This is a genomic window from Alteromonas sp. H39 (assembly GCF_047556435.1).
GTDB lineage: Bacteria > Pseudomonadota > Gammaproteobacteria > Enterobacterales > Alteromonadaceae > Alteromonas.
The window spans coordinates 1233916-1248308 of record NZ_CP180210.1; the positions used below are offsets into that span (position 1 = coordinate 1233916).

A 14393-nucleotide genomic window follows, 5' to 3' on the forward strand; every position below is an offset into this window, starting at 1 on the left:
ATTTTTGCAAATTTTATTAAAGGGAATTTTATCACCGTCGATAACATTTCTGAGAGAGCCAGTTCATCAATTACCCCTCAGGTGTTGATGACTACTAAATTTGTAACCGCCGGTAACCCCGGCAGCCAGCTCATGCTGGACTGAGAGTGTAGGAGAGACTTATGTCTTTATACGTCAATACCAATGTGTCTGCATTGAACGCACAACGTCAGTTGTTCGATGTCAGCAATTCATTGAGCACATCCTTTGAGCGTCTGTCGTCAGGTTTCCGCATTAACAGCGCAGCTGACGATGCTGCTGGTCTGCAAATCAGCGATCGCATGACTTCACAGGTTCAGGGCCTTAACCAGGCTGTCCGCAATGCTAACGATGCTATTTCACTTTCGCAAACAGCGGAAGGTGCGTTAAACGAGACCACGACTGCACTGCAGCGTATTCGTCAGTTGGCAGTACAATCACAAAACGGCATCAACAGCTCTGCTGACCGTGCGGCACTGCAAAAAGAAGTGGCTGCACTGAAATCAGAAATCAGCCGTATCAGCACAGATACTCAGTTTAACGGCGTGAACATCCTGAACGGGTCGTTTTCTGCTGCTTTCCTGGTAGGTGCAAATTCCAACCAATCTATCAGCGTAAACCTGTCTACCGCAAACGGTGCGAGCTTAGGGGCTTCTGGCCTTGGTGTGGGTACTGTCGACATTTCTACCGCGGGTGGTGCAAGTACGGCATTGACAGCGATAGACAATGCGATTTCATCTATCGGCGGAACACGTGCTGACTTAGGTGCACTGCAAAACCGTTTCCAGTCGACTATCCGTAACCTGAGCAACATCTCAGAGAACATTTCAGCGGCACGTTCACGTATCCGTGATACTGACTTCGCTGCTGAAACGGCTGACCTGACGCGTAACCAGATTATCCAGCAGGCAAGTACTACTGTACTGTCTCAGGCGAATCAGCGTCCTCAGGCGGCACTACAGTTACTGGGTTAATCACCTAATTAGCGTAGGAATGGGGCCAGGAGGTAGTGAACCGGGAATCCACCCCCACGCAAAAATTCGCTCAATAATCTCCTAACGTAGAGCGGTTGGCCGGACGAAAGTCCGGCTTTTTTGCGACTTCCACTGTAGCTAATTAACTGAAAAATAAGGCTTATAAAAATTTAGCGAAAAATTGCTAAAGGATTTTTCGTGTCCGAACGATAACTTAAATGTAGGCACTGGGAACAACAATAATAATCCGGGCCACAAGAGTGACACCACCCCGAAAAATAATAATACGGGTCGCTCAAACCAGACTCCAAAAATAAAAATATCGGTCTGGTCTACAAAAATCGTTAGGAGATTATTATGAGCTTGTACGTTAGCACGAATGTATCGTCGCTGAATGCTCAGCGGCAACTGTTTACCTCTAATATAGAGCTGAGCACCGCTTTTGAGCGTTTATCTTCAGGTTTCCGGATTAACAGCGCCAAAGACGATGCCGCCGGTTTGCAGATATCAAACCGCATCACATCACAAATCAAAGGTCTGGATCAGGCCGTACGTAACGCCAACGATGGCATTTCACTTGCACAGGTCGCAGAAGGCGCCATGCAGGAAATGACCACCGCACTGCAGCGTATCCGTGTGCTGGCTATCCAGGCACAAAACGGTATCAATACCTCAGCAGATCGTTTAGCACTGCAAAAAGAAGTATCTGCACTGAAGCTGGAAATCAGCCGCATTGCGTCAACTTCCCAGTTTGCCGGTGGCGATATTCTGACAGGGTCTTTTTCTACCGCTTTTCTGGTGGGAGCGCAGGCCGGTCAGTTTATTAGCTTCAATCTGTCTCGTGAGGGTGGCTATGGCTTTTCCGGGCTGACAAACGGCGCTGCGGTTTCGGTTGAAACGGCAGGGCTAGCTTCAGCGACATTACCGCTAATCGATGCCGCAATATCCATTATTGACGCCAAGCGTGCCGATTTAGGTGCCATCCAGAATCGCTTTCAGTCAACCATTCGCAACCTGAGCAATATATCGGAGAACGCGTCAGCTGCACGCTCACGAATCCGCGATACTGATTTTGCGACGGAAACTGCGGAGCTGACACGGTGGCAGATTATCCAGCAGGCGAGCACGACGGTACTCGGACAAGCAAACCAGCGTCCACAGGCCGCACTGCAGCTACTGCAGGGATAAGAAATGAACAATCTATCGACTGTTTACATGCGGGGGCAGACTGCAGTCGAGCAAATCGAATAACGATTGAGTAGATACGAAAAACGGTCGGATTGCACTATGTGGGGACAGACTGCAACCGACCGACGAGTAGAGTATTTCGCAAGACAACGTGTTAAAGCACGCTGAGCGCAACATGGTACTGCAATACTACGCCGTGTTGAATGCTGAAGCTGCTGACTGGCAGGAATGAAGCCAGGAGGTAGTGAGAGGTATGAGGTCTGGAACAACAGACCCACCCGTCAGCAAAAGTATGGGAGTGACCCATACCCGTTCAGCATCGCTTTACTAGGTACAACGCCTCGCAAAGCGTCAGTTTTTTATCACTGACAGCATTTGTGAAGCATACGGTGTGCCAACACGTTGAAAATTTTTTAAAACCTGCGCGAAAAACAATAAAAATAGCGCAAATTTCAACTGTTAGGAGAGACCAATGAGTCTGTACGTAAACACAAATGTTTCATCACTAAACGCACAACGTCAATTATTCAACACCGGCAATGGCCTGGACACTGCCTACGAGCGCCTTTCTTCGGGCTTTCGCATCAACAGCGCGGCTGACGATGCTGCCGGCCTTCAGATCTCTGACCGCATGACTTCTCAAATCATGGGATTAGATCAAGCCGTAAGAAACGCTAACGACGGGATTTCCCTGGCACAAACCGCGGAAGGTGCGATGCAGGAAATCACCACGGCATTGCAGCGTATTCGTGTTCTTGCAATTCAGTCACAAAACGGTATCAATTCATCATCTGACCGTCTGGCGCTACAGAAAGAAGTGTCTGCATTGAAAACGGAAATCAGCCGTATCGCTACAACGACTCAATTTGGGGGCGTAAACGTACTTGACGGGACATACTCTGCGGCCTTCCTGGTGGGATCAAACGGCGGCCAGACAATCGGGGTAAACATCTCTCGTACTGGCGGATTCGGTTTCTCAGGGCTGACTAACGGCGATAGTGACCTTACTATTGCCACAGCAACAGGGGCGTCTGCTGCACTGACGTCTATTGATGGTGCGATTTCAGCGGTCGATGCGAAACGTGCTGACTTAGGTGCGATTCAGAACCGCTTCCAGTCAACCATTCGTAACTTAAGTAATATTTCTGAGAACGTCTCTGCGGCAAGATCGCGTATCCGAGATACAGACTTTGCCACCGAAACGGCAGAACTTACCCGCAATCAGATCCTTCAACAGGCAAGCACAACGATACTGGCGCAGGCGAACCAGCGACCTCAGGCAGCGTTATCGTTACTTGGAGGTTAATTAACAGGTAAGGCGTAGGATTGGGAAGGAGTTGAGAGGCCATCCCCCGAACGCCGCGGCCATCTGGCCGCGGCACCAAGAAAACGCCGACTAACAGGACTGAGAGTGTAGAAGTGTTGGTTGAGAGGCCAGTTTATTCTACTATAATTCCTGCCAGCCGACTGAAACTGAATTTTGCTCAATCTCCTAACGTGAGCAAATTGGCCGGGACATTTGTCTCGGCCTTTTTTCTTTTTATTACCGAAACATCTCGTCAACTTGCTTTAAATCTAAAGCATTCCCCGTGCCAACAATGACAAAGTGCGGTCATCCTCAGAAACAAAGGGAATCAGGCAGCATACTTAATTATTATCTTTCATACTTCGCCGATTCCACACATTTTTTTGCCGTAATCGCGGCAAACGCTTGCCTCCGAGCATAAGCGTCATCCTCTACAAGAATGATTCAAGAAAATCTCATTATTTTTCATATAGATATAATTATTTTAATTTTTTTTCAAAAAAAAGCTAAAGAAGCTCAAGGAACCGCCGATACCTTTAGCTGAGGGGTAATTTAATTACTTTTTGCGGAACTTTATTGTTTCGTTACGAGGGGACCAGCGGGAGTAGTGACCTGGCTGGTCTGAACTGGAAGGGTTTGATAGTAGCACCGGTTACATCGAATCCCTAGGAGGTATAACAATGTCTTTATATGTAAACACCAATGTGTCTGCGCTGAACGCGCAACGTCAGTTGTTTGACGTAAGCGACAAGCTGAGCACGTCATTTGAAAGACTGTCATCAGGGTTTCGCATTAACAGTGCAGCAGATGATGCGGCAGGTCTTCAGATTTCAGATCGTCTGACCTCACAGGTTCAGGGTCTTAACCAAGCTGTTCGTAACGCGAACGATGCTATCTCTCTGACGCAAACAGCAGAAGGCGCGTTAGGCGAGGTAACCAGCAGCTTACAACGTATCCGTCAACTGGCAGTGCAGTCTCAAAATGGTATTAACAGTTCTTCTGACCGTGCTGCACTGCAAAAAGAAGTTGCAGCGCTGAAAACTGAAATTTCACGAGTAGCGACTGATACACAGTTTGGTAACGTAAACCTGCTGAATGGTAGCTTCTCTGCTTCGTTTTTGGTGGGCGCGAATGCGAACCAGGCCATCAGCGTTAACCTGTCAACAACTGACGGAGCAAGCCTTGGCGCTTCCGGTCTTGGAGTAGGAACCGTTGATATCTCTACAGCAGGTGGCGCTTCAACTGCACTAACAGCGATTGATAACGCAATCTCAAGCATTGGTGGCGTTCGCGCTGACCTGGGTGCGCTGCAAAACCGTTTTCAGTCTACGATTCGTAATTTAAGCAACGTATCTGAAAACCTTTCAGCTGCGCGTTCACGAATTCGTGACACCGACTTTGCCGCTGAAACCGCTGAATTGACACGTAACCAGATCATTCAGCAGGCATCTGTCTCTGTATTAAGTCAGGCTAACCAGCGTCCACAGACAGCGCTTTCGCTACTGGGATAAGCTTAACAATAAGTAACCTTGCTTAAACTGTAACGGGTGTCTGCTTAAGGCAGGCCCCGTTTTGTCGTTTTTTACTAAGGAGGTTCGCGTGGAGATTGCAAATACACAGATTGGCCAGAATTTTGCTGCAACAACAGCAGAAAAGGTACCGGTGCGCGTTGATTCGATAGGACCTGTGGAGTCATCGAATGACTCAACGGAGCCCTCAGTTGAAAATGCGCGAGCAAAAGATCTTCAAGTTGAGCGTGAAAATGCCGATAACCTGAATAGAGAGGGGCAAGCTGAAGATATTGAGCTTGCTGTACAAGAGGTCCAGGCATTTTTACAAGTACAGAACAGAAATCTGGCATTTTCCATAGATGAAGATACGCAACGTTCTGTTGTCACCGTTAAAGATTCTGAGTCAGGTGACGTAATACGCCAAATTCCTTCTGAAGAAGTGCTAAAATTAGCAGAGCGAATTAAAAGTCTTCAGGAAGATATCGGAAGTAGCGTAGGAGTGCTTGTTAACAACAAAGTGTAGTGAGGTGAGTAATGACTATTCAATCGTTGGGTGTTGGTTCAGGGCTTGCGCTTGATGATCTTGTCTCGCAATTGCTTGATGCTGAACGAGCACCAAAAGAAAACCGCTTAAATCAGCGGGAAGAACGGATTGAGGCTGAAATTTCAGGCCTCGGTCAAATTAAGTCTAAGCTGTCGGATTTCAAAGACGCTGTAAATGATTTAAGACGCGACAATGATATAAATGGTCGCGAACCTACCATTACCAATCCTTCTGAAGATATCGAGATATTAACTGCTGAGGCAACGAACTCGGCATTAAAAGGAAGTTACAAAGTCGCGGTGACTGAACTCGCCAGCGGCAGCAGAATTACCACAGACGATGGTGCGTTTTCGTCTTCGTCCGATGCGGTCCTGACTTCAGGTAGCGGCTCGTTGACCTTTTCTGTAGGCGGCTCTGACAGCTTCTCAGTCAATGTTACCAGTGGTATGACGCTGACTCAGCTTCGCGAAGCAATAAATAACAATTCTGACAACTTCGGTGTGAACGCCAATATTATTGATACCGGCACTTCAGCTGGTCCTAAACTCGTTTTTACGTCCGAAAAGACGGGTAATGGAAATGACCTGGTTATCAATAACGATGGTGGTAACACCGAGCTTGATCGTCTTTCAACAACCGGTGGCGTTGGCAGCATCAGTGCAGCCAATATTGAAGCTGCTACGAATGCGAAGGCGACAATAGACGGTATTCTCGTAGAGAGCGAGACGAACAAGTTTGAAAATACGATCCAAAACGTCTCGTTCGAAGCCAAAGAAGTCTCGCCTAAAGACACCTCTGGCGAATTTATTACTTCCAAGCTGGAAATTGGTTACGATCGAGAGGGTTTAGATAAAAAAATCCGCGATTTTGTCGATAACTACAATGGTCTGATAAAGGAAATTGAAAATTTAACCAAATACGGTGAATCAGATTTGGAAGATGATGGCGCATTAGCTGGTGATTCGTTGTTACGGGGCATTCAAAGCGGTTTGGCGTCAATTGTCGGCGGTAGCGTCTCCTCTTCATCACTTGGCGGATTATTTCAGTTGGGTATTGAGGTCAACTCGGAGGGTCGCCTGGAAATTGGTGACACTGATTTTGGGTTGGGAACCGGTGAAGAACGCCTGAGTGACGCGCTGGATGAAAGCTTTGACGATATCGCAGCGTTGTTTACCGACGAAAAAGAGGGGATTGCGGTTCGGTTATATGAGTTCGCTGACCAGTATACCTCCTACAGTGGACTTATCAGTCTGCGCGAGCGTTCAGCGAAAGATGATCGGGAACAGCTTAACGATGATCGTGAGAGATTAGAACTTCGAATGGTTAATTACGAGCAAATACTGCGGGATAAATATTTGAACCTCGACCAAACCGTTGCACAGTTAAACCAGACCGGGTCAGCATTATTGGCCGCGCTTGGGTAATGAATAGTTAGGAGTAGTTATGGCACTTAAAGGCATTAATGCATATCGGCAGGGTAACATTAAGCAAGATGTGGCAAGTGCAGATCCGCATCGTCTTACGTTAATGTTAATGCAGGGTGCGCTTGATAGAATCGCTTACGCCAAAGGTGCGATGGAGCGAAAAGACTATGTGGGCAAAGCTGACTATATATCAAAAGCGTCTGCGATTCTGATCCATCTTCGCGATACACTCGATTTGGATATTGGTGGAGACACTGCCGAGAATATGTTTGCACTCTATGATTACATGACGGAGCGGCTGAGTGATGCACATGTTAAGAATGACTTGAATATTCTTGATGAGGTATCTAGTCTATTAGCACCCATTCGCGATGCATGGCTGCAGATTCCTGAGGATGCAAAACAGGAAGCTTTTGAAGCCCAGCGTCAAAGACGACAAGCTGTGTGAAACCAGAGCAACTCAATCATTCCTATACCCCAACAGCGCTACGAGAAATCAATCACAAGATCGCAGCGCTGTGCGACAATCCCTCTGCAACAGACGTTGAGTCGCTTAACGCGCTACTAAAAATTCGCGATGAACTTATTGTCAGCCATCTTGAATCCCTCAGTCCTGAAGATAAAAAGATTTTTGCGACAAAAGAGATCAGGGTTAATGACATTATGAAAGAGGTGGCGCAGACCTTGCTTAAGTCAGCTAAAGACGACGCGTCTCACTTTGTGAGAAGCCAGGTTGCCATAAAAAAATATAAGTAGGGCTGAGTTAAAACTGATTGGATTGGTAAAAACATGGACTAACAGTAGTCATCTATGGCTAGTGGAGAATTAAGCCCAACGCAGTTTCTGATGATAAGACTGCTATAGTAACGTAGTTCAGCATAACAACTGTGTATGAAACCGATGGGGACCGGGCCTATTTGAAGAGCCGCTAAACTCCGGAAAAAGAATTTTGTAGCAGACGATGCTCACTATCACTGGAACAACTATAATGACAGTATTCGAAAATAAAACAGTGTTAATTACAGGCGGAACTGGCTCTTTCGGACACAAATTTGTTGACTATCTTCTACAGTCCTGTAAGCCAAAAAAAATAATCATCTACTCCCGGGATGAGCTAAAACAATTCGAAATGCAGCAGCGCTTTACCGACCCTTGTATGCGTTACTTCATCGGTGATGTTCGTGATAAAGACAGATTGAAGACGGCGATGAAAGATGTCGAGTTTGTTGTTCATGCCGCAGCCCTCAAGCAAGTGCCTGCAGCAGAATATAACCCTAACGAATGTATAAAAACGAATATTAACGGGGCACAAAATGTTATTGATGCTGCTATCGCAAGTGATGTATCGCGTATAATTGCATTATCTACAGATAAGGCCGCAAACCCTGTCAATTTATACGGTGCAACGAAGCTGGCTTCAGACAAACTCTTTGTAGCCGCAAACAATATTTCCGGCGCGACAGGTCCCCGGTTTTCTGTAGTGCGCTACGGCAACGTGGTGGGGTCACGTGGTTCGGTCGTGCCTTTCTACCGCAAATTACTGTGTGAGGGCGCAGAACGTTTACCGGTCACGCACCCGGATATGACGCGGTTCTGGATAACCCTTGATGAGGGCGTTGAGTTTGTTGTTAAAAACTTCTCCCGCATGCAAGGCGGTGAGATTTTTGTTCCCAAGATACCTTCCATTCGCATTGTCGATTTAGTGGAAGCGATGAGCGGAAGTAAAGAGTTTGACACGATTGGTATTCGGCCTGGGGAAAAGCTTCATGAAGTCATGGTGCCAGAAGAAATGGCACATCATACCGTCGAGTTCGATGACCATTATGTGATTGCTCCGGCAATAACCTTTTTTGACAAAGATCTAGACTATACTCGCAACCGCTTGGGCGAACGTGGCAAGCCGGCTTCAGACAAATTCGAATATCATTCGGGAACCAATCCCCACTTCCTGACCGTTGACCAACTACGAGAGCTGGACAAGGTTACTAAATGATTCCTTACGGAAGCCACAGCATCAACGATGATGACGTCAATGCTGTCATCGATGTGCTTAAGAATGAGTTCCTCACTCAGGGCGAGCAGGTGCCGTTGTTCGAACAAAACCTGTGCCGGTATACCGGCGCAAAGTATGCCGTAGCGTGCAATAGTGGAACGTCCGGACTTCATCTGGCGTGCCTTGCCACCGGCATAGGGCCGGGAGACAAGGTCTGGACCTCACCTAACTCCTTTGCCGCCTCTGCAAATTGTGCTCGTTACTGTGGCGCCGATATCGATTTTGTTGATATTGACCCTGTCACCAGAAATATGTCGGTAAGTGCACTTAAACATAAGCTGCAGCAGGCCGAACACAACGGTACCCTACCCAAAGCTATAGTCGTCGTGCATTTCGCTGGCGTCAGTTGTGATATGAAAGCGATAGCTGAGCTCACTTCTTACTATGACATCATTTTAATTGAAGATGCCGCACACGGCTTGGGGGGAAAGGATGCAGATAGTAAACCCATCGGCCAGGCTGTCTACAGCGATTTTGTGGTGCTCAGCTTTCATCCGGTGAAATCCGTAACAACCGCGGAAGGAGGGGCAGTACTGACTAACAGCGATGTCTACGCGAAGTCATTGAGGCTTTACGCCAGTCATGGCATATCCCGCGACAAAAGCCAGTTTCCAGCGGATGAGCAGGCGAGCGGCTGGTTTTATGCTCAGCAAGCACTGGGGTTTAATTATCGGCTCAGCGACCTTCACGCTGCCCTGGGAAACAGCCAAATTAAACGCCTGGATGAATTTGTCGCAAAGCGATTGGCGCTGGCAAAACGCTACGATGAGGCATTATGTTCCCTGCCGTTAATTCGTCCGGTACTGGATGAAAACAGTGCGTGGCATCTGTATGTAGTTGAGCTTCAAAACGGCCATCGACGTGAGACCTTTGATGCACTGAGAGAACATGGCATCGGCGTAAACGTACATTATATTCCGATTTATCGTCACCCGTATTATCAGGCGTTAGGGTTTGACCCTAAGGATTATCCGGCATGCGAGCAGTATTACCGCAATGCGATTACTTTGCCTTTATTTCCGGCTCTTTCTGCCGATATGCAAGACAAGGTGATTATGACGCTGGATGAGGTACTGAAGTGAATATAGCGGTTATACCTGCCCGCGGGGGAAGTAAGCGTATCGTCGGGAAGAATATTAAACCTTTCGCGGGAAAGCCGCTGATTGCTTACTCTATTGAAGCGGCGCAGGCCAGTGAGCTATTTGACGAGATTATCGTTTCTACCGACTCTGACGAGATTGCGGCGATTGCTGAGCAATATGGTGCAACGCAAATTATCTCGCGCCCCGAATCACTGTCGAATGATTATGTCGGGACATTTCCAGTAGTAAAGCATGCTGTGGAGGTTTTTGAGCAGAGCGCAGGCGAAGTTGATTATATTTGCTGTATCTATGCAACGGCGCCGTTTTTGTCGGCAGAGCGCCTGAAAGAAGGGCTCCACAGGCTTGCTGCCGACAGTACCAAGCAATTTGCCTTTTCAGTGACCAGCTTTCCTTTTCCTGTGCAACGCGCAATCAAGCTCTTTGAAGGCGGTGTCACTCCAGTAGATGCTGGCCAGATGGGCAAACGTTCACAGGATCTAGAAGAATATTATCACGATGCCGGGCAGTTTTACTGGGGCACCCGTTCAGCCTGGAAGAATGATAAAGCCACTTTTGCACCGCATTCGATTCCCGTCATTCTTCCCCGGTATCTGGTGCAGGATATCGATACACCGGAAGACTGGAAACGCGCTGAATTGATGTATCGCGCCTACACAATGTCAGAATAAAATGTCAGAAAAAATTTTACTTATCAGAATGGCCGAGCAGGGTGATGTACTTGCGATAGGGCTGCCCGCAGTCAGATATTTCCAGAAACGCTACTCGAATGCGCAAATTACCGTGCTTACTTATGGAAGTTGCGGGGTGTTTTTTGAAAAGGGGGCTCCTCAGGTCCAGGTTATGCGGCTTGAGCAGGGGCACTGGCCTGACAATATTGTCATTGCCATGGAAACGTTTCTTGGGCTGGCAGAAAAGGTTGTCGCAGAGAACTTTTCGCATATTGTGAACCTCGATACTGCGTTTATGCCATGCTTTCTCGCGCGTTTCTTAAAAGATGCCGGGGAACCGGTGGAAGGCAACTTTTTATCATACCCGGTTGCAGAATTAATTGACGAGTTGCAGCAGGAGACGCTTAAGCCAGCAAAGGTGAGTGACGCAGAAACCTATTTAGCAAGTACCTGGCTGACGTTTGGGCAGTGGTTTACACAATGGTGGGACTCTGCCGCCCCTCCTGCCGGGGGGTATCCGGAGTATTTTCTGAAACGCTGCTGTGGCTTGCGGGATATTGATATTGATATGACGTTGCCAGCTTCTGCAATTCCCCCGGTAAAACCTTACATCGCTATTTACAATGAGACAGCTCAACAGGGACTCCTCGACACACAAGCGTTTACTCGCCTTCTTGGCGAGAAGGGCGTGCAATACCGAGAGCTATCAGGCGACGGCGATATTACAGAAAATCTACAGCTCGTAAAAGGGGCTGAACTACTGGTTACCATTCCTTCTGCATTTCAATGGTATGCTGTTGCCACACAGACACCCACTCTGTTGCTTGCTGGCTCGTTCGACCCGCGCATTACGATGCCGGATTATGCAACGACGGTGAACCAGCCCATCGATGCTGAGGTGATAGTAAACGATATCGTCAATTTACTGGAGTCGTCATAAGTGAAACAGCAAATCCGGATTGGAAGCTATGAGGTAGGGGCGGATGCTCCCCCGTTTATCATTGCGGAGTTAAGTGGTAATCATAGCCAGGATTACACACTGGCTGAAAAAATGGTTGATGCGGCGGCTGATGCCGGGGCCCACGCAATAAAGTTACAAACCTATACAGCCGACTCGATGACGCTGGATGTGGATAAAGAAGACTTTGTTATTGGTGAGTCGGATAGTCTCTGGTCTGGAGAAAAGCTGCATTCGCTTTATCAGAAAGCCGCTACACCTTACGAATGGCACGAGGCACTGTTTGCGCGGGCGAAAGCGAAAGGGATGGTCGCATTTAGTTCGCCGTTTGATCCCGGCGCCGTCGATTTTCTGGATGCGCTGGATGTTCCCTGTTTTAAAATTGCCTCGTTTGAACTGACCGATTTACCGCTTATTGCTTATGCTGCCAGTAAAGGCAAGCCGCTTATTATGTCCACCGGTATGGCAAGCTTAAGAGAAATTGAAGAAGCCGTTCATTGCGCCAGGGAAAACGGTTGCCATGAGATTGTGTTGTTAAAGTGCACCAGTACCTACCCGGCTGAGCCGCATAATACCAACCTTGTCACCATTCCCAACATGCGCGCAGCGTTTGATTGTCAGGTGGGGCTGAGCGACCACTCTGGTGGTATCGGTGTCGCCGTGGCGTCGGTCGCGCTTGGCGCCAGCGTGATTGAGAAACACTTTGTACTGGACCGGAATGCAGGCGGCGTTGATGCTGCATTTTCGCTGGAGCCTGCTGAACTCAAGTCACTGGTCACAGAGTCCCGGCGTGCCTGGCAGGCAATGGGGCAGGTTCGTTACGGCGGCTCACAGGCTGAAACTGCGGCCAAACAGTACCGTCGCTCAATCTACGTTTCTGCGGATATCGGGGCGGGCGATGTACTTAGCGAGAGCAACTTAAAGATTGTGCGCCCTGCATTTGGTCTGGCTCCGCGGCACTGGGATGAGGTTCTGGGTAAGGTAGCAACGCAGGACCTCCCTAAAGGGACTGCACTGAGCTGGGAACATCTCTCGTCGTGACCGACATATTGTTGTGGGCAGAAGGCGGCAGGCAAAAAGGTATCGGTCATGTGATCCGAAGTCTGGCGCTTGCGCAGGCCGCCGATGAATATAATCTGTCCTGTCGGTTTCTGCTCGATAGCGATGCGGCCGATATTGCACGCGCGCAACATGACTGGAATTTTCCGGTTGAAGTAATGGACCAGGCCGGATTTGCGGCGACGTCGGCCGGTAGATGCAATGTGCTGGTGGCGGCACTGGAGAAGTTCAAACCAAGAGTACTGGTTCTTGACGGCTACCAGCTACCTGTAGATGTCATCAATGATGCCGCCAGTGAACTCCCTTTTACCGTGGTTATGGATGATGGTGAGCAGCGTCTTATTAAACACGCGAACCTCATTGTAAACAGCGCGACTGACGCGATGGATGCCAGTTATCACTCGATAAAGCCGGACGCTACACTGTGTACCGGACGCCGCTACAGACTGCTTCGACAAGCCTTTCGTGATAACGCTGATAAACCGCTTGAGCAGCGACATGGGATCGTGATGGCTTTTGGCGGCAGTGACCCGGCCGAAATGACTATTCCTCTGCTCTCGGCGCTTGAAGCTTTAGGATCCACTGTGCCGGTGAGAGTCATAACCGGCCCTGCGTTTAACGATCCCGCACGGGTGAACACTTTGTGCCGGACATTGCAGTTTGCTGTCCAGCATATTCATCAGTGCCAGGATATGGCGTCGGCGTGGAGCAGCGCCAGACTTGCAATCAGTGCTGCCGGCGGCAGTCAGTTTGAGCTTGGCGCCTGCTGTACCCCGTCTGTGCTGGTGATGGTGGCGGAAAATCAGCGAGAGGCGACCACCCGCGCGCAGCAGGAAGGCTGGTGTGTGGCATATGATATGAATACGGATGTGTTTGAAATCGCCCGACATGCGATGACACTGTATCAGGATAATGATGCGCTTGAGGCGATGTCGCGGGCAGCGCGACAATTCTATGATGCAGAAGGTGCCCGACGCGTGGTTGAGAGAATGCTCGAGGCGCTGAATGATTGATATAGTGGGGCAGGCTCCCAACGTTATCCTAAGTGGCTACCAGGTGACGCTTGAGCCGTTAGCCGAAGCCGATATTATGCAGTTACGAGCATGGCGAAACAGTGACTTTATCAGGCAGAAAATGGTGTCATCTGACACGATAACAGAAGCTCAGCAACGCGCCTGGTTCAGCAAAGTGCAGGCGGATCTGCATCAAACCCACTGGATAGTGCGTTATAAAGGCAAGCCCATTGGCGCGACAAACCTGAAAACACTCGCTGATGACAGTGCGGCATCTGTTTTTAATGCTGACGTGGTGGAGCCTGGCCTGTATATCGGCGACCCGGCATATCAAGGGAATATTCTTGCCTTTGCACCAACTCTTGTACTCTATGATTACTGCTTTGATTGTCTTAAAATCAATGCGTTACAGGCTACTGTGAAGGCCGACAATCGCTCAGCGCTAAACTACAACGAAAAATTAGGATACGAAACGGTGACACACTCTGATGATGGTCACTGGGTAACGCTGCGTATTACGCATAAAGGTTATGAAGAGGCAACCTCAACCATCAAGCGTTTCTTATCCCGTTAA

Annotated in this window: 15 protein-coding genes; all 15 read left to right on the forward strand. The window is 48.6% G+C overall.

Annotation, left to right across the window (positions count from 1 at the left end; translation table 11 throughout):
- The first annotated feature begins 161 nt into the window (after positions 1–161).
- The 15 genes from ACLBLI_RS05370 to ACLBLI_RS05440 all read left to right on the forward strand — a co-directional run bounded on the left by ACLBLI_RS05370 (position 162) and on the right by ACLBLI_RS05440 (position 14393).
- Entirely contained in the window at positions 162–992 is an 831-nt protein-coding gene (locus tag ACLBLI_RS05370) for a flagellin (protein WP_414830105.1), read from the forward strand.
- Between the two features lie 357 nt (positions 993–1349).
- Positions 1350–2180, forward strand: a complete 831-nt coding sequence (locus ACLBLI_RS05375) for a flagellin (RefSeq protein WP_414830106.1) — start codon at positions 1350–1352, stop codon at positions 2178–2180.
- 472 nt (positions 2181–2652) lie between these two features.
- Positions 2653–3486, forward strand: a complete 834-nt coding sequence (locus ACLBLI_RS05380; protein ID WP_414830107.1) for a flagellin — start codon at positions 2653–2655, stop codon at positions 3484–3486.
- A 680-nt stretch (positions 3487–4166) separates the two neighbouring features.
- Positions 4167–4997, forward strand: coding sequence for a flagellin (locus tag ACLBLI_RS05385; RefSeq protein WP_414830108.1), 831 nt, complete (start codon positions 4167–4169; stop codon positions 4995–4997).
- Positions 4998–5085: 88 nt separating this feature from the next.
- Complete coding sequence (locus ACLBLI_RS05390) at positions 5086–5520, forward strand: flagellar protein FlaG (RefSeq protein WP_414830109.1); 435 nt, start codon at positions 5086–5088, stop codon at positions 5518–5520.
- A gap of 11 nt (positions 5521–5531) precedes the next feature.
- Entirely contained in the window at positions 5532–6965 is a 1434-nt protein-coding gene (gene fliD / locus ACLBLI_RS05395; protein WP_414830110.1) for a flagellar filament capping protein FliD, read from the forward strand.
- Between the two features lie 19 nt (positions 6966–6984).
- The gene (fliS, locus tag ACLBLI_RS05400; RefSeq protein ID WP_414830111.1) at positions 6985–7413 is read left to right on the forward strand and encodes a flagellar export chaperone FliS; all 429 of its coding nucleotides are present in this window, start codon (positions 6985–6987) and stop codon (positions 7411–7413) included.
- Positions 7410–7721, forward strand: a complete 312-nt coding sequence (locus tag ACLBLI_RS05405) for a hypothetical protein (RefSeq protein ID WP_414830112.1) — start codon at positions 7410–7412, stop codon at positions 7719–7721. The genes fliS and ACLBLI_RS05405 overlap by 4 nt, the downstream gene beginning before the upstream one ends.
- A 232-nt stretch (positions 7722–7953) precedes the next feature.
- A complete protein-coding gene (gene pseB / locus ACLBLI_RS05410; RefSeq protein WP_414830113.1) occupies positions 7954–8958 on the forward strand; it encodes a UDP-N-acetylglucosamine 4,6-dehydratase (inverting) in 1005 nt (334 codons plus the stop codon).
- Entirely contained in the window at positions 8955–10100 is a 1146-nt protein-coding gene (gene pseC / locus ACLBLI_RS05415; RefSeq protein ID WP_414830114.1) for a UDP-4-amino-4,6-dideoxy-N-acetyl-beta-L-altrosamine transaminase, read from the forward strand. The genes pseB and pseC overlap by 4 nt, the downstream gene beginning before the upstream one ends.
- On the forward strand, positions 10097–10789 hold the full coding sequence (gene pseF / locus ACLBLI_RS05420; RefSeq protein ID WP_414830115.1) for a pseudaminic acid cytidylyltransferase: 693 nt from the start codon (positions 10097–10099) through the stop codon (positions 10787–10789). Before pseC ends, pseF begins: the two co-directional genes overlap by 4 nt.
- 1 nt (position 10790) lies before the next feature.
- Entirely contained in the window at positions 10791–11729 is a 939-nt protein-coding gene (locus ACLBLI_RS05425) for a glycosyltransferase family 9 protein (protein WP_414830116.1), read from the forward strand.
- On the forward strand, positions 11730–12788 hold the full coding sequence (gene pseI, locus ACLBLI_RS05430; RefSeq protein ID WP_414830117.1) for a pseudaminic acid synthase: 1059 nt from the start codon (positions 11730–11732) through the stop codon (positions 12786–12788).
- Positions 12785–13819 (forward strand): UDP-2,4-diacetamido-2,4,6-trideoxy-beta-L-altropyranose hydrolase, encoded by a 1035-nt coding sequence (gene pseG / locus ACLBLI_RS05435; protein WP_414830118.1) that lies wholly within the window; start codon positions 12785–12787, stop codon positions 13817–13819. Before pseI ends, pseG begins: the two co-directional genes overlap by 4 nt.
- Positions 13812–14393 (forward strand): GNAT family N-acetyltransferase, encoded by a 582-nt coding sequence (locus ACLBLI_RS05440; protein ID WP_414830119.1) that lies wholly within the window; start codon positions 13812–13814, stop codon positions 14391–14393. Before pseG ends, ACLBLI_RS05440 begins: the two co-directional genes overlap by 8 nt.